The organism is Parafilimonas sp. (assembly GCF_047606085.1).
In the GTDB taxonomy this organism is placed as follows: Bacteria; Bacteroidota; Bacteroidia; order Chitinophagales; family Chitinophagaceae; genus Parafilimonas.
In genome coordinates this window covers 32906-54376 of record NZ_JASGEX010000177.1, presented here as the reverse complement: position 1 = coordinate 54376, position 21471 = coordinate 32906, and the positions used below count along the sequence as shown (strand labels likewise).

Genomic DNA, 21471 nt, shown 5'->3' with positions numbered 1-21471 from the left:
TAAAGTAAACTGTGATATCAATTCCCTTTTTTCTCCAGTTCCGCCGTTACCACTTTTGCCATTTCTTTTGAGCTGAACGGGTTCTGCCCGGTGATAAGATTGTCATCTATTACGACTTTAGATGTCATGGGAATAAACGCTTTTTTATAATGTACATTTCTCTCTTTCAAAGCTGCTTCAAGATTGAACGGCACTTCTTTTTTTCGCCTTGCAATGGATTCTTCAAACCAGTCGAATCCTGTTATAGATTTTCCTTTGAGTAAATAATCATTGTTAGAAAGTTTTACATTCAACAAGCCGCCAACACCATGACAAATGGCTGCTACCATTTTGTTTTTTTCATATTGGTTTTTGATGATTTCTTCCAGCGTTGCATCATGTGGAAAATCATACATCGTAGCATGTCCGCCGGCTAAATACACGCAATTAAACGATTCATTCTTTACGTCTTCCAAACTTTTCGAATGGTTCAGTTCATTCATGAAAGCAGGGCTGTTGTAATAATCTTTAGAAATTTTATCAAGCACCAACGGCTTCAAACTTTCAGGATCAATCGGCACTTCGCCTCCTTTCGGACTTGCTATTGTAACGCTCCATCCTTTCTCTTTAGCTGCATGATAAATATGCGTGAGTTCGCTCAGCCATAAACCTGTTTTCAATCCGCTTGCATAGTGCCCAACATTGGTAACAATTAATAAAAGTTTTTTCATCTGTAATTCATCTGTAATTATATACCAAAGGTCTCTGTTGAACATTAAGATATAGTAACCTTATCAACGAAGATTGTAACAAAATCTCTGAATAATATTCTATTCAATTAAACGATTGCCTGAACTCCAGCGGAGAAACAGATGTGTGGTGTTTAAATAACCGGTGAAAGGATTGCGGATGTTCAAAGCCCAACTGGTAAGCGATTTCTGAAACTGACATACTGGTAACAGATAGAAGCTCTTTTGCTTTTTCTATCAGCTTGTTTTGAATATGTTGTTGCGTGGTTTGCCCGGTATGTACCCGTAGCATATCGCTGAGATAATTAGGGCTTAAGTGCAATTCGCCCGCAACAAATTGAACCGTCGGTATTCCGTTTATTGCCAGCTTATCATCTTTAAAATAGTCATGCAATAAGGCTTCTAACTTTGTAAGTAAATCTGTATTTACTTTTTTTCTCGTAAGGAATTGACGGTTATAAAAGCGGTCGCAATATTTCAATAACAAATCAATATTGGAAACTAGTAAATCCTGGGTAAACGCATCCATATTAGCCGCTATCTCCCGCCTGATATTTTCAATAATATCCATCACTGATTTTTCTTCTTTTTCAGAAATATGCAGCGCTTCATTGGTTGCATAGGAGAAAAAACCATAATTTTTTATTTGAGAAGCCAACGGGAAACTTTGTAAAAAATCAGGATGTACTACAAGAACAAATCCTCTTACACCATTCAGCAAAACATCTTCAAACTGCAACACCTGGTGTGGGGCAATAAAGTACATAATACCTGCATCAAAATCAAAATATTGCTGACCGTATTTGCATTTGCCGCCTGCACAATCCTTCTTTAAAGCAACCACATAAAAATCTGTTGTTATGGCGCTTAAAATAGTTTCCGGCTCCAGGTTAACATCATCAAAATTGAATACGCTGATTAAAGGATTAGATGGTTTTTCCAATCCTAAAAACTGGTGCAATGCGTTAATGGAAGAAACTTTTGAAGGAGCTTTCATAGTTTGATTTTCTGCTTTATACATCACCAATGTACTCCTTATTTTATTATGAAAATTGTTCGTTTTTAATTTGCACCATTCCCTCTTTATATGTTGTTATTACAAAATCCGGAAAACGTTTCCTGAATTTTGAATCATCAAATAAATTATGATATCCATATCGCGGTAATAACTCCAATAGTTCTTTCATTTTTTTATTAAAAAGCGAGGCGATTTGAAAGACAATTTTTGGAATAACGGTATAGCTTAATTCTTTACCATACACTTCAGAAGCCAACGCAATAAAGGCTTTATAAGTAAGATGATTTTTATTAACGGGCAAATGCCAGGTTTGGTTATATGCATCCGGCGTATTGCCGATTAATGCGGTGGCACGGCTTGCATCGGGCGTCCAGATAAGGCTGCGCTTTTTATCAGCGCTTAAAAGCACTTTTATTTTTTTGTCTGCTTTAATATTCTCAAAAATTAAAGTGTTGGTTATGCTTTGTGTTTTACCCGGACCATAAAACTCCGGTGCACGGCAAATAACGGCTTCTATTTGCCTTGAATTCATTTCTTTCAAAAGCATTTCCGCCATTTCCTTTCTTACTTTTCCTTTTCTGCCAATAGGTGCAAAAGGCGTTTGTTCGGTAAGCACATCATCATTTTGTGGATACATGTACGTATTATCAAAAAACACCAGTTTTGTTTTGTTGATTTTGCATGCATCAATTACATTTCTTGTTATTACAGGAAATTGTTTTTCCCATAACTCCGAGTTCATTGGAAGCCCTAAAGTGAAGTAGGCTATCTCGCTGCCTTTCACTGCTTCAATAGCTTTTTCTTTTATGGATAAGTCAGCCGAAAAAATTTCGTCGGTATCATTTATTTTTTGTGGCTTCCGGCTCACCACACGAATGTCTGAAGTATAATTTCGCTTCAGCTCTCTTGCAAGTTCTTCACCTATTTGCCCGTTTGCGCCCAATATTGTTTGCATAATCGTTTTATTATTTTTCTTCAACCAATTCCGGCGTGTATAAGGCTGCTTGAAATTCGGGCTGATAATCGTAGCGAAACAGCTTACCTAAATCCATAGATTTTAATAAAGTTGAAAGCGGTCCGTCAGTCAATTCAAGCTTTAAATCTTCATCTTTTTTACTGCTTGCTTTTTTTATAGCACGTATGTCAGTAAAGCCATGCGTTAATTGAGAATCTTTATTCAGATTAATAAAATTGGAACGGAGAACTTCAGGCTCGTGTTTTTCAATATCCAGTTTTTTTCCGCTCATGATAAAATCCAAATTCTCTGCTTCATCATAAACTTTGAAGGTCATATTATCGCCGGTTGTATCATAATCCATACGAATTAACCACTTCGGCAGGTTGTAACCCACCACACCGCGAACCCTTGCCAGTTCAGTATCTACAGGAAGTTTTAATACATATCCCCAAAGACTGTTCTCGCTTGTTTCGCCAAGCAAAGAGAAAATACCCCAGTTTCTTTTTTCCGGTTTTGTAGTTACAATTGAAACAGATAATTCGTTGTAAGAATCATTGTCGCAGTAGTGATACCTGTAAGCGGTAATGGCAACCAATCCACGACCGGGTACAATGGAGATTGGTTTCACCAAATCCACTACTGCTACCGGAACGAGTTCTTTCAATCGCTTCATGTCCGCAGTATAAATAGCTGTGATGCTGCTGTTGCTGTAATAGAAGTTAGGAGAAAAAGTGATGAAGCCAACATATTTTCTCTCTTTCTGAATCGTTTCGAACCAGCTTAAATCAATATCAGGTCTTTCTTTAGCAATAACCGATAAGGGAGGATTAGAGCGGAAGCGGTGATATAAGCCGCCTTTCAATACCGGCACATCATGACCGGCAAGGTCAATCATTATTTCATTTTCTTTTTTGGCATTCATATATAAAAATTTGAGTTTGTAATTTTCCTGCGTTATTTATTACAGGCATTTTCTAATGCAGCACAAAAGTGATAACGATTTGTATAAACTTAGTAACTCAATCTACTTAAGTCGTAACATAATCTCTGTGAACGTATAAAGCAGTTATTTGCCTCAAGCTAAATTTTACCATTTTTTAAGAATGCAAAATATATTTCCATAAGCAGGATACGGTTTCGTACGACACAGTTAAAGTTTTAAGGACTGATTCTGAACGGAAATAGATAAATAAATCGCAAGATACCTTCCGGCATCAGCGTTTTTCTTTTGCTACTTTTCTTTTGTCGCGCCTGCAAAAAGAAAAGTAGCGCCGCACAGATTTATCTATGCCGGGCAACTACTTTAAAAAATCAAGCTGCTTTATATTATTCCATTGTCAGCCATAGAATAGTAATCTTCGCTGCTAATAATGATATGATCGAGTAGGGCAATATCCATGAATTGCGCAGCACTTTTTATTCTTTGTGTCATAGCTTCATCCTGCCGGCTCGGAGAAAGCGCACCGCTCGGATGTGAATGGGATAAAATCAGTCCAGAAGCCGCCAGCTTTAAAGCTGTAACCAATATCAGGCGTGTATCGGCAACTGTGCCGATAATCCCACCTATTGAGTGCTTATTGACGGCAAGAACTTTTTTTGCATTGTTGAGATAAAGAACACAAAACTGTTCCTGCAATTCAAGAATGTTTTTATTATAATAGTTGCGCAGTATATCATACGCATCTTTTGAACTTTTGATAACCGGGCGTTCAGAAGGCTTCACATTTGATTTATAGATAACTTCTACTTCGGCAACCTTAGTGCATTTTGTTTTTCCTGTCGTCACTGCCTGTATATTTTCCATAATACCTTGTTTATTTTTTCCTGATTTTCGTTTTAATATGCGCCTGTTTTTATCGCGGCGGCGCTCCCGCACCAAAGATTATTTTAAAAACCCTTGTTGATTTATATTCCGCAGCCACTGGTTTGCAAATGCCGCATGTGCTTCCTGCCATGCAGGTTTATAGGTTGTTACAGCATTGTTTTCGATGCAAACACTTTCTTCATAAACCCCTAAATTATCCTGTTGGAACATTTGCGGATAAATGCCGATGCTGTCATAATCTTTTTCATTTTTCCTGTTATCTACTACGATAAAAACCATTTCAGGGTCGCGCATTAAATCGCCGTTTTGTTCAAAGTAATGTGCAAGACTGTATAGCTGCGCTTTGCCATAAGGCGTATTGATGAGCGTTCCGATTTGTTCCATCACCAACGGCATAAAGCCTTCACTCGTAAATTTTATATAGTCTTTTATGCCCATCCTGTTTAAGAGCTTACAAAAAATTCTTGCAGCTTCTTTATTTATCTTTTTCATCTGTTTTGTTTTTTTAATCTTCCAAAATGTTTACTCCCTGTTTGCGGTTAATAGTTTCACTGCCGTATTTGGCTTTGATTTCAGGAAGTGTTTTATTGCCACCTCGTGTTTTATATAACTCGCTACGGTAATACCAAGCGCCTTTTTTATGCGCAAAAAATAACCCTGCTTCTTTTAGCTCTTTGCGTACCGGATAGGTGTTGCCTGTTACCCATATCCAATGGCCTACCGCTTCAATAATGATGTCCGGCAGGTGTATGATTTGCTCAATCACACATCGGTATTCTTCGGAGAATTTTATAGCAGTATCGGCTTCTTCATCGCTCATGCCTGCGCCTTTGGCTATATGTGCGCAGGCATAACTGTATTCGCGGTTAATCTCCTGCATGGTTGCCGTGTCGCCGCCTGCATCGGAATGGTTTTCTTTTGCTAATTTTTTATACTGCGCCTTTACTTCATCTATTGTTGTGCAATCTTTAAAGTATTTCATATCCTTTCTGTTTTAGCGGTTAAAGGGTTTGGGCTGAAAGCGTTTAAAATGGCAGGTCGTCGCCTGTTTCACCGGCTGTTGTTGTGGTATTGCTTTCACCTGTATCAGCCTGCTTTTTGCCGGTACTTTTGCCGTGCAGTTTGATATTGTTTACATGCATGGCAAGCGCAGCAATGGTTTTGCCTTCCATGTTTTCCCATGTGTCAAGATTGATGCGGCCGTTTAGCTCGACAAGCGTGCCTTTGGTTAAATGTTCGGCAATGGTTGTGTTAATCCAGTAAGCGCAGTTGAAATACCTCACTACTTTTTTTGCTTCGCTGTCATTCTTTGCTTTGTGGCTGTCATTAACAGCAATAGAAAAATTGACAACCTGTTTGTCGTTCTTTGTTGTTCTTACTTCTGCGTTTTTAACTACGCGCCCTACTAAAGTTTCCATAACTTAAAATTTAATTGATGAATAAAAATTGATTACTGATTGAATAAAGTGAGTGAAGCGGCTTTGTTATAATTGATTTCCCTGTTGCCGCTGTGTTTCTGTACGAGGTGATACACGGTTATGTCCTCGTTTAAATAAATTGCCCATGCACTGATTAAAGATTTTGAGCGGTTGTAACGCCTGCGGCGTTGAATCTGCCATGAAAGCCGCATCAGTTTTGAACGTTGTTCATGCTGCATACGATGAAAGTTTTTAGTGTGATTTATTTGTTTTCTGTACTCGGCTTAGCGCCTCGTCCTTTCTCTCGTAGCAACCCGGCCCTAAGGCAGGAAGGGATAAAAGCAAGGTTTTTACCCAAAAAATTTTTGACCGTGGAATAAAAAGCAAAGCGGTTTATGCCGCGAAAGCAAAAAAGTCCCGCTCCGAAGCGGGAAGCTTTTTTTGAGTAAAACCTGTGGCAAGCCGGAGTTTACGAAGGCGCAGACCTTGCTTTTAGCACAGCCTGCCAGGATCTTCGCGCAGGAAGGGATAGACGAGTTTTTTCTTATTAAAAAAATAAAATCAAAAAAGCTTAGTATGGTGGCAGGAAGTGAAAGAAGGAATGTTGTCCGCAGGTGAAGCGAAGCATGAGCAGAACGCGGCAATCATGAAGGAAAGAACTGCCTGCCTGCATACGCCTTTGAAGCGAGACGGCGGATGCGGGCTTATCAAAACAAAACAGCCACCGCATGGGCTGGATGGCTTCATGCAAAAGATAAAGTTGTTATGGCATATTTGATAAGATATAATTTTGGCTCTCAGAAATCATTTGGATGGAACATTATTTCAATCTTCCGGTCAGTGTAAACGGAGAAAAACAGAGTTTTATAGGTCGGCTGGTGACATTTGGCTATGTATATAAGTATTACATCATTGTAGATGGACAGGAACTTGTTTTTGAGAAGGATGAGGAACAGCAATACAGGGGTATTGTCCGGTCAGAACGTTCAAGACAAGCCTATAAGGCCAGACTTAATACAAGCGATCATTACCGCACTGGATAATCTATAAATTTTCAATTACGCTTTGCAGGTTCTTCGTAAATGTGGATGGTTTATATTACGGATAATTTTGATTTATCAAACAACATCGATTTGAAGTTTCTAAAGTCATATACTATGAAGAGACTACTACTTATTGATGATGATCCGGAGGATCAGGAATTCTTTATTGAACAATTACTTCAATATAAATCCGATGTGGAAGTTGTTTCAGCTTTCAACGGTGAACAGGGCTTAAAACTGATTTATGATTTGAAGCCCCGGTGGGTATTTTTAGATATAAACCTTCCCTGTATTGATGGGCTGCCACTCCTGGAATTAATTAAAGAACTACTACATGCGGAAAAGATAAACGTGTTCATTTATTCAACATGTAATAATGTTTACAGCAAGGCCAAAGCGTTTCAACTGGGTGCTAGAAACTATTTCCGCAAAGCAGAAAGCATCAGAGAACTAAAAATGATTTTTCAGCAGGCTTTCAGCGTTAATCTGCCCGTAAATGTCAATAGTTAAATCACAATACGTTGAAAGAAATTCCTTCACTTTAAAAATGTGTTTATGTTACAAACTGTACTTCCTTCTGTTAATTTCATTGCAAATATCCAGGACCTTATCAAGATAAACGATGCCGAGCTGTCCGAGTTGGAAGACCGCTTTGCCAAAGGCATTGAACAGATTGATTCTTGCATTAACCGAATAAAAAATTGTTCAGACGGGATTGAAAAAATACTGCAGCGTGTTGGATTAAATGAACAGGATATTATTTTAAGATAAGAGGGTTCATTTGTTATTTACCTGCGAAACGAATACTCCACTAAATAAACGCTTGCAAAGCCCGCATGTTAGCATCCATTGTTTTTTTATGCAACAAGCTTTTAAATAAATCGCCTTTTGTTTTTAACCTGTGCAAGATTGTTTCAATGGTAAATTGTTCAGGCTTGAGACCTGTTTTGACTTCAGCCCAGTCCAAAGGTGTGGAGACTGTAGGAAGATATGATGGCCTGCAGCTATATACTGATGCAATGGTATCTGCTTCGTCATTTTGATTGTAATCAATGAAAACCTTATCACCCCGTTTGGCAACAGTATTTTCACTGGTTGCCATATCCGGTATCATGGAAGCAATTTGTTTTGAGATGTTTACCGCTACCAAGCGTGCCTGCGGAAATGTAAAGGTGGTGCAGGGCAATAAAATATGCATCCCTGTTTTACCACTTGTTTTAATGAATGCTTTCAGCTTATGTTTGTCAAAAAACTTCTTACACATTTTCGCTACCTTAATTACTTTCTCAAAGTCATTATCTGATGGATCCAAATCTATGATTATATAATCAGCATGCAGGTAGTCCTTTGTTCTGGAAGACCAGGGATTAATATCAATACAGCCAAGATTAATTAACCATAGTAAGGTTGCCTGATTATCGCATACCAGGTAATCAATAACTTTCGGCTTACCGGCTTTGGGATGTTTTCGCCTGACCTGAAAGACATTGGCGCATTCAGGTTGTCGCCCTTCCATGTCTTTAATGTAAAAACCTTCATCCATTGGGCCATTGGGCTTTATCAATAACGACAACGGCCGGTCTTTCAGGTATGGCAAAATGTATTCTGCAATACTGTTATAATACAATACAAGGTTTGCTTTTGCCACACCTTTCCATAATTCCCGGTCAACATTTGTCAGTTGTATGGAACAATCTTCAATTTCAAAGATTTGTTCATTTTCTATTTTGATTTCGTCAATACGGCGCCAGTTGCTGCCGGCGCTTACCTTTGATTTGGGTTTTGGTGCATCTGCTTTTATAACTTGTTTTTCCTGCCCGGTTGACAATGGAATTTCCCGTACAACATCTTTTGCTTTTTTATCGTACCTGAAACCAAGAAAGACAGCAGGCTTACGTATGCGTCCTGTATTTGTCCAGGTGGCAAATTTAAAATTTGCGACAAGCTCAGGTTTCGCATAGTGGATCACAGCACCTTTTGTATCAAGTATTTTATTAACGAAAGGAGAGTTTTTAATTTCCAGCGCTTTCAACTTTCTTAAGATGCCCGGCATTTCGGACTCTTTGAAACCACCGCCGGAGCGGCCAATCCATTCCAGTTCTCCTTTATGGTTATATGCGCCGAATAATATTGACCTGAATAAACGCACTTTTTCAGATTCTGCCCAGCCGCCAATTACAAACTCCTGTCTCCTGGCCGTTGGTATTTTGAGCCAGTCGGCACTTCGTGCGCCTTCGCGGTAAATACTGTCTGCACGTTTTGCAACAATGCCTTCCAACCCGGTTGCTTCTGCTTTTTTGAAAAGTTCAATCCCATCATTAAAAACCTCACTGACTTTTATAACTTTATTGTTTTTAATAAAAGCTTTTAAGATCTTTCTTCGCTGCGTCAATGCCTGGTCTTTTAAGCTTTTTCCGTCCTTCCAGATAATATCAAATACAAAATATACAAGCGGCGCCGTTGGGTTATTGCCTTGTACTAAGTCAAATATAACCTTCCCTTTTTCGTCGAATGCCACCACCTCGCCATCAATAATAAAATTGCCTTTCAGCTTTAAAACAGCTTCTTTGATAGCAGGATAACGGGCAGTGTAATCCAGGCCGGAACGGGAACGCAGCATGACTTTTCTGCCTTCTTTAAATGCAACAATGCGATAGCCATCGAACTTATTTTCAAACAGCCAGCCCGGTGCCGTGAAAGGTTCTTTGACCAACGTGCAAAGCATGGGCTTCACAGACGCAGGCATGCGTGAAATCAATGTCATAATAATAAGCACTTAAAACAGTAAGGGTGGTTATTCGAAGAACTTAATTCCACACAACCACCCTAAATAAAAACAACAAACGATAAAGCTACATCTTACCGGATTGCAGGTGTTTTTCAATATCTTCCCTGTAAGGCCCGTATTTCTTTATGGCATCAACAATTTGTTCATGGGAGTATTGTTTGTGCTGCCTGTGGAGGTATTCGACCTCAGAAGGATCGTTGCTATCAACCTTATTCCTGTCCCGGTTATCCTGCCTGTTTTTGTTATCCATATACTTAAATTTAAAATTATTATTTCAACTATCAGGCCAGTAGCAGCCATTCCTGTTGCTTTCATCTTATCTGTCTTAATTTGCAGGCATGATCAGCATGGAGCAAATAGAAGAACTGGAAGCTTTTTTTAGGAAAACTACCATACCCAAAACAATAAAATTACATGGCGCCATTACTTATCATGATGTCCCAAAATTCGTTTGGGAAAATCTTGCCATGTTAAAGGACAATAGCCTTACAGGGTTGTGCGCGGCTGTCCGGTTTGATGACCTTCTGCAGCTCAAAAAGGCGCTTAAAGAAACAAATAATTAACCCCGCTTATTTTACAACGGCATTACATCCTCTCGCATGCAGAACTCAAATCTTCAACCGTTATAATATTTAACCGCACTGATAATCAATGCTTAAATTATTTAGCATGCATTACTAAAAATATTAGTAATCTTTGTGTGGTAAGCATTCATAAATGAGTAAAGAAAATATCATAGCGCAGCTTCAGCGGGATATCCTTCCCTTACAAGGGTTAAAGAAATTAGATACGGATAACGATATTCCGATCGGCTTTCGTGGTATTGAAAATGCTTTTCCAAATGCCATTTTTCCAGTTGGCTGTACACATGAATTTCTTTATTCATCGGTTGAAAACCGGGCTGCCACCAATGGTTTCATTGCTGTTTTATTAAGCAAACTGATGCAGTTTGACGGAGCTGCTATCTGGATAAGTGCATCAAGAACATTATTTCCGGCGGCTTTAGGGAGGTTTGGTGTACAACCCGACAAAATTATTTTTATTGACTTAAAAAATGAAAGTGATGTATTGTATGCTATGGAAGAATGCTTGAAGTGCAAAAGAATTGCAGCGGTTGTTGGTGAAACAAAATATATAGATTTTAAAGCATCCAGAAGACTTCAATTAGCGGCAGAACAAAGCAGGGTAACCGGTTTGTTGGTTCGGTCACACCACAAAACCATCAATACAACAGCCTGCGTTTCACGGTGGCACGTCACAGCACTTCCGCGTGAATTGCCGGACGGCATGCCTGGCATTGGTTTTCCAAGATGGAATGTTGAACTCTTAAAAGTTCGCAATGGTAAACCAGGAACATGGCAATTGGAATATTCATTTAACAGGCTGAAAGAAATTAAACAAAACATTTTTTCATTACCGCAGGAAGAAAGAGGAAGAAAAACAGGATAAGATGTGTAAGCGATTTGTGGCAATATGGTTCCGTCATTTAAAGACGGACTGGGTGGTTCGCCGTCAACCTGAATTGAAAGCAATTCCATTCGTTTTGGCTCTTCCCCAACGGGGAAGAATGGTTATAACAGAAGTTAGCAGGGCTGCGCAATCAAAGGGATTATATGCGGGAATGATTGCAGCAGATGCAAAAGTTGTTTTGCCGGAGATAAAAGTATTTGATGATAAAACAGAATTAGCGGAAAAATTACTGAATAATCTTTCAATCTGGTTTATTAAATACACGCCTATTGTTTCAGTTGATTTACCAGAAGGGTTGATACTTGATGTTAGTGGCTGCACGCATTTATGGGGCTGTGAGGAAGCTTATCTAAAAGATATATCCAACAAATTAAAAAGCTTAGATTATCATATTCGTATTGCTATAGCTGATACTGTCGGTACGGCATGGGCAGTATGCAGGTTCGGAAAAGAAAAGGTAATTATTAAAAACAATGAACAGGCAGAAGCTTTAATGCCATTGCCGCCCGAGGCGTTAAGATTAGAATACAGCATCAGCGAGCAATTACACAAATTAGGCCTGCATAAAATTGGCAGCTTTATCAATATGCAACGTTCTGTTTTACGCAGAAGGTTTGGCGAACAAATTTTACTAAGGCTTGACCAGGCATTAGGTAACAAAGAAGAAATTATCAAACCTGTAATTCCAGTTGAACCTTATAGTGAACATCTGCCTTGTTTGGAACCTATTCAAACAGCAACAGGAATTGAAATAGCATTACAAAAATTGTTAGAAGCGTTGTGCACACGTTTAAAAAAAGAAGCTAAAGGTTTACGTTTTGCAACACTCAAATGTTATCGCATTGACAACGATATTCAGCAAATTAAAATCCGCACCAATCATCCTTCAAATAACACAAAACATCTTTTTAAATTGTTTGAAACAAAAATTTCAATCATTGAACCAGCATTAGGCATTGAAGTATTTACGCTGGAGGCTTCCAAAGTGGAAGACGTACAATCTTCACAAGAAACATTCTGGACAATGAACAGCAGTTTAGAGTGCAGAGAAGTGTCTGAATTAATGGATAATCTTGAAAACAATTTTGGAAACAATATTATACATCGCTATTTACCTGCTGAACGTCATCTGCCGGAACATTCTATCAAGCTTGCCGCATCATTAAAAGATAAACCAACAACCGAATGGAGAACAGATAAATTACGGCCAACACATCTTTTAAAGCAGCCGCAACCCATTGAAGTAACTGCTCCTATTCCTGATTATCCGCCAATGAATTTTAGGTACAATGGCAAGCTGCATAAAGTAACAAAAGCGGATGCCTGTGAACGCATAGAAAGCGAATGGTGGTTAGATAAAGGATTGCACCGTGATTATTATGCTGTGCAAACGGAGGAAGGAAAATGTTACTGGCTTTTCAGATTAGGTCATTACAATGATAACAATAAACCACTGTGGTTTATACATGGATTTTTTGAGTGAAAGAATTAAAGGGGTATGAATTATACAGAATTACACGTTACAACCAATTTTAGTTTTCTAAGAGGTGCTTCACACCCGGATGAACTTATTGTTCATGCAGCGGCATTAGGTTACAAAGAAATTGCCATTACTGATAGAAATTCTTTGGCAGGCATTGTGCGTGCTCATGTTGCAGCAAAAGCAAAAGGCATTAAGATGATAACAGGTTGCTGTTTGGATTTAAAAGATGGCGCCAGTTTATTAGCCTATCCAACAAATAAAGAAGCGTATTCAAATCTTTGTGCACTTCTTACAAAAGGAAATCTGCGAACAGAAAAAGGTAAAAGTGATTTAAATAAACAAGATGTGTACAAACATTCGAAAGGAATAAAATTTATTGTCATTTCGCCATCTTGTTTAAATGAAGCATTTGATTTTGATAATGATTTTATAAACATATTAGCCGAATATCATGAAGCGTTTGGAAGTGACCTTTATATGGCTTCAACACGCTATTACCAGGATGATGATTTAAAAAAATTATTTCGTCTTTCAAAGCTTGCTCAATACTACAATATCCCGCTTGTAGCCACTAACGATGTGCACTATCACAACGCAGAACGCAGGGAGTTACAGGATATACTTACCTGCACACGCGAAAAGACGTCCATCAATGAAGCAGGGTTTTTATTACATCAAAATGCAGAGAGATATTTAAAACCGGTTGATGAGATGCATCGCTTATTCAGGCAATATCCTGGTGCAATAAAGGCAACACAGGAAATTTCCGAAGCCTGCCACTTTAGTCTTGATGATTTAAAGTTTGAATATCCGCAGCAATTAATGCCTGATGGCAGAACACAGCAACAGGCATTAGAAGAATACACATGGAAATCTGCAAAAGAAAAGTTTGGAGAAGATATTCCTGGAAAAGTAAAGGAAACACTCGAACATGAACTTGCCTTTATAAAAAGAAAAAATATTGCATTCTTCTTTTTAGAAACTTATGATGCAGTGCGTGCATCCAATGAGCGCGGCATCCTGTGCCAGGGCCGTGGCTCGGCTGCGAACTCAACGGTCTGCTATTGTTTGGGTATTACCAATGTTAACCCAACCAAATTTGATTTGTTATTTGAACGATTTGTTTCAGATGCAAGGGATGAACCGCCTGATATTGATGTTGATTTTGAACATGAACGCCGCGAAGAAATCATTCAATACATGTATAACAAACACAGTCGAGACAATGCAGCAATTGTTGCTACTGTTACGACAATGCATGCAAAAGGCGCTGTTCGTGATGTTGGCAGGGCAATGGGGCTTTCTGTTGATACATTAAACCGGCTCTCCAAATGCGTTTGGGAATTTACGGAAGAATGGTTTGATGAAAACCGTATAAAGGAACAGGGAATAGACGCTAAAGAACCACTCTTACAAAAAGTGTTACAGCTTACCAAACAATATATAGGTTTTCCGCGGCAGCTTGGGCAACATACAGGCGGTTTTGTAATTGCACAGGATAAACTTTCAAATTTATGCCCCATCATGAATGCGCGAATGGCGGACAGGACCTGCATTGAATGGAACAAAGATGATATTGATGCACTTAATTTTCTCAAAACAGATATATTAGGGCTTGGTATTCTTACCTGCATTCGCAAGTGCTTTGAATTAGCCAAAGAACATTATGATAAAAAATTTACGCTATCCAATATTCCCGAAGATGATGCTGCAGTATATAAAATGACAAGTGCTGCGGACACGATTGGTGTTTTTCAAATTGAAAGCAGGGCACAGCAGGCCATGCTGCCGCGATTGAAACCAAAATGCTTCTATGATCTGGTTATTGAAGTAGCTATTGTAAGACCAGGGCCCATCCAGGGCGATATGGTGCATCCCTATTTACGTCGCCGCAATGGCCAGGAACCGGTTGAATATCCATCCAAAGAAATAGAAGAGATTTTACGAAGAACATTGGGTGTACCACTATTCCAGGAACAGGCTATGCGCATAGCTGAAGTGGCGGCAGGTTTTACAAAAACAGAGGCAGATGCATTAAGAAAAAGCATGGCAACTTTCAAGTTGCAGGGATTGGTAACCCAGTTCCAGGACAAATTAATGAATGGCATGTTGAAGAATGGCTATACAAAAGAATATGCAGAAAAAATTTTCAAACAGTTAGAAGGATTTGGAAGTTACGGATTCCCTGAAAGCCATGCCGCAAGCTTTGCACACCTGGTATATATTTCTGCATGGCTGAAGTGTTACTATCCCGATGTGTTTGCCTGTGGACTGCTTAACAGTTTACCGATGGGCTTTTATGCACCTGCACAAATTATTGGTGACGCCAAAAAAAATGGTGTTGAAGCGAGACCCGTTGACATCAACTATTCTCACTGGGATAATACACTGGAGGAAAAGGTAAATCAATATCATGCATTACGGCTTGGGTTCAGGCATATCAAAGGAATGCGTGAAGAAGATATGCAGCAGCTTGTAACGGCAAGAACAGGAAAATTCAGAAGCATTAATGAGATTTCAGACATTGGCATTTCAGTATCATCATTAATAAAATTAGCAGATGCAGATGCATTCCGGTCAATTGGTTTGGACAGAAGGCAAGCGCTTTGGGAAGTAACAGCATTAAAAGATAATCCCTTCGGATTATTCCAGGGACAACCGTCTGAAAGCACTTTAGAGGCAAATTTGTTGTTGCCAAAAATGTCTTTATCAGAACATGTGGTGTATGATTATGGCGCTTTATCACTCTCCTTAAAAGCACACCCGCTAAGTTTCTTACGTGAAAAGCTTGCGGCAAATAACATTGCAGCGCTCGAAGATTTGAACAAATTAAATAACGGTGATGTAGTAAGGATTGCAGGCTTGGTTTTAGTAAGGCAAAGGCCCGGCACTGCAGGCGGCATTTGTTTTATGACCATTGAAGATGAAACCGGCAATGCCAATCTTGTTGTATTTAGAAATTTATTTGAAAATATTTACCGGAAAGAAATTCTTCAATCCAAATTAATTATGGTGCAGGGAAAAGTGCAAAAGCAGGATAATGTAATACATATTATCGTAAGCCATTGTGAAAACTGGTCAGAACAGCTTTGTGCTTTAACTGAAGGCGGAGAACCGGAAGTGAGTGTGCTTACATTATCGCCACGCGATGAAAAAGATGGATTTCCTTTTAAAACAGAAAATAAAAAAACGCAAATAAGAAAGAAGGTGACACAAGCTGAACTTTTTCCTGATGCAAGGAATTTTAGATAATAAAAAAACCGTGGTTATGAATACTTTATTTGATGATATCCTGTTGTTTGATGAAGGTAAAAAACGATATACCGATTTTGAATTGCCTGATGCAGAACTAAAGTTATGGGAACGGTTTTTTGAAAAAGATAAATCGGATTATTATTATAAAATCTTATTGAAAGAATCACCCTGGAAACAACGCACCCGCAAAATGTATGACAAGATAATTCCCGATCCGAGACTTACTGCGTGGTACAGCATTGAAACCTTATCCTCATGGCCTTCTGCATTATCACAAATAAAAGAATGTGTTGAGCGCGAATGCGGGATTGCGTTTAATAGCGTGTTGCTTAATTACTATCGTGACGGGAATGATTCCGTAGCATGGCATAGTGATACATTACCATCGTCCGGAAAACACCACGCCATAGCATCTGTTACTTTTGGAGAAACCCGTTTGTTTAAAGTTCGTCACAAAACAAATAAAAAGTTTTCGCAGCTTGACATTCCACTTACGCATGGAAGCTTTCTCTTAATGGGTGAAACAATGCAATATTATTATGAACATCATGTACCAAAAACCAGCCGCAAGATCGGAGCAAGAATCAATCTCACTTTTAGAATATCTGATAAGCAATCTTAGTTTATACTATAGCTTAACGCAAATTACAATGGCATATAAACAGGATTATAAAGAGGTAAAGTTTTAGATGAATACTGCTGCAAGCGATGCCCAAAGGACATTAGGACTTGGAGGAAAAAATTAAATGCATTGTGGAAGGCCAGAGAGATTGATGGTATACATTCATCACTTGTAGCATGTAAAAAAAATACACACTGACATTAAAACAATTATTGCAAGTATGACTATTAAATAGGTCGTTTGAAAGTATCTAATTCAGTTCCTCAATAAAAAAAATTCCATTCTTAATGGCATAGATAACCAATCCGATTGTTGATTTAACGCCCGCTTTTTCCATAATTTTTGATCGTATGCGTTCAACTGTTCTTGGACTCATGCTGAGTAAGTCACCAATTTCTTCACTTGTCTTTTCTCTGCATACCAGTCTCATTATTTCTTTCTCCTGTTCAGAAAACAAATCGCGTTGCATTTTATCATAAGGGTTGAATTTACTTTTTGAAATTTTCCTGGCCAGTTTCAGGCCCGTTGATTTACAATAGTAAGGATCACCTGCATATACAGTTTTCACGGCCTCAACTATTTCGCCATTTTTTGCATTCTTAACAATATATCCTTTAGCCCCGGCTTCGAGTGCATCTACAATTAATTGGTCACTATCATAAGTCGAAATTGCAATACAATTTGCAGATAAGCCGGCTTCAAAAATCTCCCTAATCGCTTGTATACCATCAATACCAGGCATTCTCAAATCCGTTAATACAACATCCGGTTTAGTCTCCTTTACTCTCTCAACCAATTTATTTCCATCAGCGGCTTCCCCTACAATTTCTATTTCGGGTTCCTGGTTTAACAGCATTTTCAACCCGTCACGATACAGGTCATGGTCATCAGCAACCACCACCTTTATTTTTTGATTGGAGTCCATAATTATGCAGGTATTTTGATGATATAATTAACCCCCATCCCAGGTATGGCTTTTAAATGCACCTTAGCATTTAGAAGTTCTGCCCTTGCCCGGATATTTTGCAGGCCTTCTCCTTTTTTGTTTCCTAAAATTAAGTTTTTATCAAAACCGATTCCATTATCCTCAATGTGCAAGAGAATTTTGTTCTTTATTTTTTCTATGCTCAAGGTTACGCTTGAGGCATTTGAATGCCTGACAGTATTGTTTATTATCTCTTGTATTATCCTGTATATATGCACCCGCTTTTCAATATCACCCGGATTTACTTCACATGTAAAATTGATTGTAATATTTCCGGGGTTAAGCATGTCTATTAATTCGGTAAGTGCCTCTTTCAAACCGTTTCGGTGCAATATCTGCGGCATCATATTAAAGGAGATGCGTTTTAATTTACGCATTGCTTCATCTATATAAAATTCACAGCCCTGACCAAGGGCAATATTCTTTATATTATCAGGACCAAAACATTGAAGCCGCAGTTTAATAGCAGATAGAGATGCACCAAAATCATCGTGAAGATCTGTTGCAATCCTTTTTCGTTCTTCTTCAAGCGAATTGATTTCAGCTCTTATTCTTTCACGCTGAAAAGAAATTTTCTTTCTGTGATAACGATAAATGGTAACAACAGCCAATACCATAAAGGCTACCAATACCAACGCACCAATCAGGATGGCGGTGTATATTTTTGATTCATTGGGATACATAAAATTGCGATGAGATACATAATATTGGAAAATAGATTAGCCAGGTAAAGAATCATGAAAACCCGCCTGTTAAACGCGTTGCTTAAACCTAAATGAAATGCATTAAATACTTCAACAAAAGCCTTACAGCTATAATATATAAAAAAGCAGGAGCAGATTAAAAATATTGCGTTTTTAATTAGATTTTCATTTTCATAAATAATTAGCCTTTTTATTACAGCTATACTAAAGAACGTTATTACAATAGAATAAAAGATTCGAAATATGGAATTATTGCTATTTATAGAGTTTAGAACCAGGTTATCTCCAATCCAAACAAATATTCCGGCAAAAGCAAAAAAATAATAAAGCCCGCTATCATTAGAATTATCCCATTTGTAAAACTGAATCAGTATTAAAATATACTCTGCCAAAACATAGATATTTGAATTTATGGTATTGGTCTTTACTGTATAGATAAGAATGAGGCTTAAGGTTTCATTCAAAAAACCAAGCCAGACAAGAAAAATGAAAGGATAATAATTGCTGTCAATTTTTTTTATCCTGAAAGCTCCGGCAATCGCCGCAATAGAAATGGAATGATTTAATAGAATATTTACAATATACCCATGCATATCATTATGCGCCATTTAAAGGAGAAGCAGGCGGGCAATCAGGAGGACACCTGTAGCCATCTTCTATAATTACAGGGCCGTCATCGTCTGCATCTGTTGAGTTACTTGTGCCCGAAGGTAAAATATCCTCATCATTGGCGTTCACAGCCACTAAAATAGCATTGGCATTAAGCTCATCAGTCATGCCATAATAAATCCTAAGATATTTGCATCCTTCTGTTGCTAACAGCTTATTAATAGCACTTACTTCAAATGTTTCACAAATCGGAAAGTTAGACGGTCTGTTTACCCGATAAAGCGTGGTCATTGCAATGCCTTGCTGCAATGAAATTTCATGATTATTCGTTGCCATATTTTTTAATTGCAATGTTATATAAGTTAGCTTTCTTTAAAATGCGTAGTTGTACGCATTTTTTGTGTATTGGTACGCAATTTTAGCTTGTCATAAATAAATAGAATAAGAATTGGGTATTATTGTATTTATCAACAAATAACCCTTACACTCTGCGTTACCTAAACTTATTGGTAGTGAATAATAATACTGCACATATTTCTATTGATGCTTTAGGATATGAAGCCCTTCTGATAACGAATGAAGTTCCTCAGGCCTTAGCTGAGTTTCATATACCAGGCAGTATCGTAATGAGCACTGTCGCAAGTTTTGAATGTTTTATGCTTCAGTTAGTAGAACTCGACGGTTTTAATTGGCTATTCAGTGTGTTCGATGTTGAAAAAGATGTAACGCTTCAAGTAACATACTTTGTTTCTTTGGCAATGTGCGAAATAGTTCTGAAGGGTAAAATTTTATATGAAATAAAAGATGTTGAGAACTTTAGCTTAAAGGGAAATCAGTTTGCCATCTTTTGTTTGCAAAAGCCCATAAACATAATGCATCTGCAGAAAGGAAAATATGTATCTTTTGAAATCTCCTGCACGCAAAAACATCTACTTAGAATATTAGATTTTTTCCCATCTTTTGAAAAGCTTAGGAAGAATGTTTTAAATTCTATATCATCATGCTTTGCTAACAAGGAAATGTATTTAACTGCTTCTATGACAGAATGCATCTATAAAATTATTCACTCTCCTTATTCTTCAACGGTAAAGCAATTTCATTTAAATATTGTAAAAGACCTATTTTTTAAAATACTCCAGAGAGCATCCCAATTTAATATTTACAGTAAAAGATTTACCGTCGACGAGATTGAAAGAATACACACAGCAAAAGAGTTTATTGATTTTAATGTGCCGATGCATTTTACTATCCCTCAGATTGCCAGGCGTGTAGGCATAAACGACAAAAAGCTTAAACAAGGCTTTAAAGAAATTTTCGGCTTTGGATTATACGGTTACCTGCAAAACCGGATACTCGAAATAGCAAAAATGGAGGTTGAACAAACTATAAAATCTATTCAGGAAATAGGTTTGCATGCGGGTTATAAAAAACCGAACAATTTTTCTTCTGCGTTTAAAAAAAAATTTGGAGTAACTCCATTAGAATGGCGTAAACTATTTAATGATAACATTAAATAGGGCGCTTAAAAAAGTACCGGTTGCATAGTATTTAGTTCCACTTCAATAGTTAGTTTGTTATAGCTTGCAACTTAGAATATAAGTATAACTATTTTTTTTAAAACTGAATATCTTCTGTACTCTATAAAGCATTTTAAAGAAATGCGTGACAATGAAAAAGAGTATAATGATAGAAATTATCTGCTCCCTGCTCATTCTCTTATTTGCGTATGCAGGTGTAAGCAAGTTGGCTGGCCACAAAGACTTCCAGGCACAATTGATAAACCTACCGCTAATCAGTTATGCAGCGCCTGTTTTGTCTTATATACTTCCATTGCTTGAAATATTATTAAGTATAACACTTGCTATGCCATCGATTCGGCTATACGGTTTATATATTTCTCTCACAATGCTGGTTTTGTTTAGTATGTATTTGACCGGCATGGTTATATTTAAAACAGACTTGCCCTGTTCCTGTGGCGGCATTATCGCAGGATTAAGCTGGAAACAACATGTATTATTCAATTTATTTTTTATTGCGTTAAGTGGAGTTGGAATAAAACAGCAAAGAGAGATAGTTAAATATCAGAACATCTCTTTAAGTTCTTTATTGCAATAAGCAGGATCATCCGAAAACCTGTAGAAAAAAGTAGGAACAATATTCATTTAAAGTTTAGCTTTTTAAGACTATAAAAGCACAGCAGATTATGCGTAAAAGAATTTCTGTATTACCGCTAACGGCGTTGCTGTTGGGAGTATTTGCCGCTTTTGCATTTAAGCCTGCACCTCGCTCTATCGGGAAAGCCACCCATGCTGATTATTTTTGGTACAGACTTACTGATGGTGGTAATAAAAACCATGCTTCTGACTATACCAGGGTTGGCACGATGGAACCAGACTGTGATAGCGGCCCAAATGTTTGTGCGGTTCATGCACAGGACAACGGCTCAAGCCATCCGCTTGGCATTCCTGCAAGCGGTGCTGTTACTACAAACAGCTTTATTGACCAGGTAGATTCAAGGACTACCCCTTAACAGTTAAGGAGGCTGTTATTAAAACAGCCTCCTTA

25 protein-coding genes are annotated in these 21471 nt (G+C 38.0%); 11 read left to right on the top strand and 14 right to left on the bottom strand.

Going from position 1 to position 21471, the window contains the following annotated elements; all coding sequences use genetic code 11:
* Positions 1-17 precede the first annotated feature (17 nt).
* From QM629_RS15495 to QM629_RS15455, 9 genes are all read right to left on the bottom strand, one after another.
* Positions 18-710: a type 1 glutamine amidotransferase domain-containing protein gene (locus QM629_RS15495; RefSeq protein ID WP_415160798.1), complete on the bottom strand. Its 693-nt coding sequence runs from the start codon at positions 708-710 to the stop codon at positions 18-20.
* 103 nt (positions 711-813) lie between these two features.
* Positions 814-1725 carry a helix-turn-helix domain-containing protein gene (locus QM629_RS15490; RefSeq protein ID WP_415160797.1) on the bottom strand — a complete coding sequence of 304 codons (912 nt, stop codon included), beginning with the start codon at positions 1723-1725 and terminating at the stop codon, positions 814-816.
* Between the two features lie 46 nt (positions 1726-1771).
* Entirely contained in the window at positions 1772-2701 is a 930-nt protein-coding gene (locus QM629_RS15485) for an NAD-dependent epimerase/dehydratase family protein (RefSeq protein ID WP_415160796.1), read from the bottom strand.
* A 10-nt stretch (positions 2702-2711) separates the two neighbouring features.
* Positions 2712-3626, bottom strand: coding sequence for a hypothetical protein (locus QM629_RS15480; protein WP_415160795.1), 915 nt, complete (start codon positions 3624-3626; stop codon positions 2712-2714).
* A 399-nt stretch (positions 3627-4025) separates the two neighbouring features.
* A complete protein-coding gene (locus QM629_RS15475; protein ID WP_415160794.1) occupies positions 4026-4508 on the bottom strand; it encodes a JAB domain-containing protein in 483 nt (160 codons plus the stop codon).
* A gap of 78 nt (positions 4509-4586) precedes the next feature.
* Positions 4587-5021: a DUF6908 domain-containing protein gene (locus QM629_RS15470; RefSeq protein WP_415160793.1), complete on the bottom strand. Its 435-nt coding sequence runs from the start codon at positions 5019-5021 to the stop codon at positions 4587-4589.
* Positions 5022-5034: 13 nt separating this feature from the next.
* Positions 5035-5511, bottom strand: coding sequence for a hypothetical protein (locus QM629_RS15465; protein ID WP_415160792.1), 477 nt, complete (start codon positions 5509-5511; stop codon positions 5035-5037).
* 43 nt (positions 5512-5554) lie between these two features.
* Positions 5555-5947, bottom strand: coding sequence for a single-stranded DNA-binding protein (locus QM629_RS15460; protein WP_415160791.1), 393 nt, complete (start codon positions 5945-5947; stop codon positions 5555-5557).
* A 32-nt stretch (positions 5948-5979) separates the two neighbouring features.
* Positions 5980-6186, bottom strand: coding sequence for a hypothetical protein (locus QM629_RS15455; protein WP_415160790.1), 207 nt, complete (start codon positions 6184-6186; stop codon positions 5980-5982).
* 573 nt (positions 6187-6759) lie between these two features.
* Between QM629_RS15455 and QM629_RS15450 the strand changes: the two genes are divergently transcribed.
* From QM629_RS15450 to QM629_RS15440, 3 genes are all read left to right on the top strand, one after another.
* Complete coding sequence (locus QM629_RS15450) at positions 6760-6990, top strand: hypothetical protein (RefSeq protein ID WP_415160789.1); 231 nt, start codon at positions 6760-6762, stop codon at positions 6988-6990.
* 114 nt (positions 6991-7104) lie between these two features.
* On the top strand, positions 7105-7500 hold the full coding sequence (locus QM629_RS15445) for a response regulator (RefSeq protein WP_415160788.1): 396 nt from the start codon (positions 7105-7107) through the stop codon (positions 7498-7500).
* A 45-nt stretch (positions 7501-7545) separates the two neighbouring features.
* Positions 7546-7761 (top strand): hypothetical protein, encoded by a 216-nt coding sequence (locus QM629_RS15440; RefSeq protein WP_415160787.1) that lies wholly within the window; start codon positions 7546-7548, stop codon positions 7759-7761.
* A gap of 40 nt (positions 7762-7801) precedes the next feature.
* Here QM629_RS15440 and ligD read toward each other — a convergent pair whose 3' ends face one another.
* Both ligD and QM629_RS15430 read right to left on the bottom strand, forming a co-directional pair.
* Positions 7802-9754, bottom strand: a complete 1953-nt coding sequence (ligD, locus tag QM629_RS15435; protein ID WP_415160786.1) for a DNA ligase D — start codon at positions 9752-9754, stop codon at positions 7802-7804.
* A gap of 88 nt (positions 9755-9842) precedes the next feature.
* Entirely contained in the window at positions 9843-10028 is a 186-nt protein-coding gene (locus QM629_RS15430) for a DUF3606 domain-containing protein (RefSeq protein WP_415160785.1), read from the bottom strand.
* Between the two features lie 88 nt (positions 10029-10116).
* Between QM629_RS15430 and QM629_RS15425 the strand changes: the two genes are divergently transcribed.
* The 5 genes from QM629_RS15425 (at position 10117) to QM629_RS15405 (ending at position 16608) form a co-directional block, all read left to right on the top strand.
* A complete protein-coding gene (locus tag QM629_RS15425; RefSeq protein WP_415160784.1) occupies positions 10117-10341 on the top strand; it encodes a DUF6965 family protein in 225 nt (74 codons plus the stop codon).
* A 154-nt stretch (positions 10342-10495) separates the two neighbouring features.
* Positions 10496-11227, top strand: a complete 732-nt coding sequence (locus QM629_RS15420; protein WP_415160783.1) for an ImuA family protein — start codon at positions 10496-10498, stop codon at positions 11225-11227.
* A 1-nt stretch (position 11228) separates the two neighbouring features.
* Positions 11229-12731 carry a Y-family DNA polymerase gene (locus QM629_RS15415; protein ID WP_415160782.1) on the top strand — a complete coding sequence of 501 codons (1503 nt, stop codon included), beginning with the start codon at positions 11229-11231 and terminating at the stop codon, positions 12729-12731.
* A 15-nt stretch (positions 12732-12746) separates the two neighbouring features.
* The gene (locus tag QM629_RS15410; RefSeq protein ID WP_415160781.1) at positions 12747-15983 is read left to right on the top strand and encodes an error-prone DNA polymerase; all 3237 of its coding nucleotides are present in this window, start codon (positions 12747-12749) and stop codon (positions 15981-15983) included.
* Positions 15984-15999: 16 nt separating this feature from the next.
* The gene (locus tag QM629_RS15405; RefSeq protein ID WP_415160780.1) at positions 16000-16608 is read left to right on the top strand and encodes an alpha-ketoglutarate-dependent dioxygenase AlkB family protein; all 609 of its coding nucleotides are present in this window, start codon (positions 16000-16002) and stop codon (positions 16606-16608) included.
* Between the two features lie 250 nt (positions 16609-16858).
* Here the strand turns inward: QM629_RS15405 and QM629_RS15400 are convergent, their stop codons facing one another.
* The 3 genes from QM629_RS15400 to QM629_RS15390 form a co-directional block, all read right to left on the bottom strand.
* The gene (locus QM629_RS15400; RefSeq protein ID WP_415160779.1) at positions 16859-17533 is read right to left on the bottom strand and encodes a response regulator; all 675 of its coding nucleotides are present in this window, start codon (positions 17531-17533) and stop codon (positions 16859-16861) included.
* A 2-nt stretch (positions 17534-17535) separates the two neighbouring features.
* Entirely contained in the window at positions 17536-18276 is a 741-nt protein-coding gene (locus QM629_RS15395; RefSeq protein WP_415160778.1) for a sensor histidine kinase, read from the bottom strand.
* Positions 18277-18894: 618 nt separating this feature from the next.
* Complete coding sequence (locus QM629_RS15390; protein WP_415160777.1) at positions 18895-19242, bottom strand: hypothetical protein; 348 nt, start codon at positions 19240-19242, stop codon at positions 18895-18897.
* Positions 19243-19418: 176 nt separating this feature from the next.
* Between QM629_RS15390 and QM629_RS15385 the strand changes: the two genes are divergently transcribed.
* The 3 genes from QM629_RS15385 to QM629_RS15375 all read left to right on the top strand — a co-directional run bounded on the left by QM629_RS15385 (position 19419) and on the right by QM629_RS15375 (position 21436).
* Positions 19419-20423, top strand: coding sequence for a helix-turn-helix transcriptional regulator (locus QM629_RS15385; RefSeq protein ID WP_415160776.1), 1005 nt, complete (start codon positions 19419-19421; stop codon positions 20421-20423).
* A gap of 166 nt (positions 20424-20589) precedes the next feature.
* Entirely contained in the window at positions 20590-21021 is a 432-nt protein-coding gene (locus QM629_RS15380) for a MauE/DoxX family redox-associated membrane protein (protein ID WP_415160775.1), read from the top strand.
* Positions 21022-21109: 88 nt separating this feature from the next.
* Complete coding sequence (locus QM629_RS15375; protein ID WP_415160774.1) at positions 21110-21436, top strand: hypothetical protein; 327 nt, start codon at positions 21110-21112, stop codon at positions 21434-21436.
* Positions 21437-21471: the final 35 nt, after the last annotated feature.

Excerpts from the sequence above, each read along its gene's own strand:
- QM629_RS15420 (WP_415160783.1), top strand. The coding sequence starts at position 10,496 with ATGAGTAAAGAAAATATCATAGCGCAGCTTCAGCGGGATATCCTTCCC.
- QM629_RS15410 (WP_415160781.1), top strand. The coding sequence starts at position 12,747 with ATGAATTATACAGAATTACACGTTACAACCAATTTTAGTTTTCTAAGA.
- QM629_RS15440 (WP_415160787.1), top strand. The coding sequence starts at position 7,546 with ATGTTACAAACTGTACTTCCTTCTGTTAATTTCATTGCAAATATCCAG.
- QM629_RS15495 (WP_415160798.1), bottom strand. The coding sequence starts at position 710 with ATGAAAAAACTTTTATTAATTGTTACCAATGTTGGGCACTATGCAAGC.
- QM629_RS15445 (WP_415160788.1), top strand. The coding sequence starts at position 7,105 with ATGAAGAGACTACTACTTATTGATGATGATCCGGAGGATCAGGAATTC.
- QM629_RS15430 (WP_415160785.1), bottom strand. The coding sequence starts at position 10,028 with ATGGATAACAAAAACAGGCAGGATAACCGGGACAGGAATAAGGTTGAT.
- QM629_RS15425 (WP_415160784.1), top strand. The coding sequence starts at position 10,117 with ATGATCAGCATGGAGCAAATAGAAGAACTGGAAGCTTTTTTTAGGAAA.
- QM629_RS15475 (WP_415160794.1), bottom strand. The coding sequence starts at position 4,508 with ATGGAAAATATACAGGCAGTGACGACAGGAAAAACAAAATGCACTAAG.
- QM629_RS15470 (WP_415160793.1), bottom strand. The coding sequence starts at position 5,021 with ATGAAAAAGATAAATAAAGAAGCTGCAAGAATTTTTTGTAAGCTCTTA.
- QM629_RS15415 (WP_415160782.1), top strand. The coding sequence starts at position 11,229 with ATGTGTAAGCGATTTGTGGCAATATGGTTCCGTCATTTAAAGACGGAC.
- QM629_RS15400 (WP_415160779.1), bottom strand. The coding sequence starts at position 17,533 with ATGGACTCCAATCAAAAAATAAAGGTGGTGGTTGCTGATGACCATGAC.
- QM629_RS15390 (WP_415160777.1), bottom strand. The coding sequence starts at position 19,242 with ATGGCAACGAATAATCATGAAATTTCATTGCAGCAAGGCATTGCAATG.
- QM629_RS15480 (WP_415160795.1), bottom strand. The coding sequence starts at position 3,626 with ATGAATGCCAAAAAAGAAAATGAAATAATGATTGACCTTGCCGGTCAT.
- QM629_RS15490 (WP_415160797.1), bottom strand. The coding sequence starts at position 1,725 with ATGAAAGCTCCTTCAAAAGTTTCTTCCATTAACGCATTGCACCAGTTT.
- QM629_RS15405 (WP_415160780.1), top strand. The coding sequence starts at position 16,000 with ATGAATACTTTATTTGATGATATCCTGTTGTTTGATGAAGGTAAAAAA.
- ligD (WP_415160786.1), bottom strand. The coding sequence starts at position 9,754 with ATGACATTGATTTCACGCATGCCTGCGTCTGTGAAGCCCATGCTTTGC.
- QM629_RS15485 (WP_415160796.1), bottom strand. The coding sequence starts at position 2,701 with ATGCAAACAATATTGGGCGCAAACGGGCAAATAGGTGAAGAACTTGCA.
- QM629_RS15465 (WP_415160792.1), bottom strand. The coding sequence starts at position 5,511 with ATGAAATACTTTAAAGATTGCACAACAATAGATGAAGTAAAGGCGCAG.
- QM629_RS15380 (WP_415160775.1), top strand. The coding sequence starts at position 20,590 with ATGATAGAAATTATCTGCTCCCTGCTCATTCTCTTATTTGCGTATGCA.
- QM629_RS15450 (WP_415160789.1), top strand. The coding sequence starts at position 6,760 with ATGGAACATTATTTCAATCTTCCGGTCAGTGTAAACGGAGAAAAACAG.
- QM629_RS15455 (WP_415160790.1), bottom strand. The coding sequence starts at position 6,186 with ATGCAGCATGAACAACGTTCAAAACTGATGCGGCTTTCATGGCAGATT.
- QM629_RS15395 (WP_415160778.1), bottom strand. The coding sequence starts at position 18,276 with ATGTATCCCAATGAATCAAAAATATACACCGCCATCCTGATTGGTGCG.
- QM629_RS15375 (WP_415160774.1), top strand. The coding sequence starts at position 21,110 with ATGCGTAAAAGAATTTCTGTATTACCGCTAACGGCGTTGCTGTTGGGA.
- QM629_RS15460 (WP_415160791.1), bottom strand. The coding sequence starts at position 5,947 with ATGGAAACTTTAGTAGGGCGCGTAGTTAAAAACGCAGAAGTAAGAACA.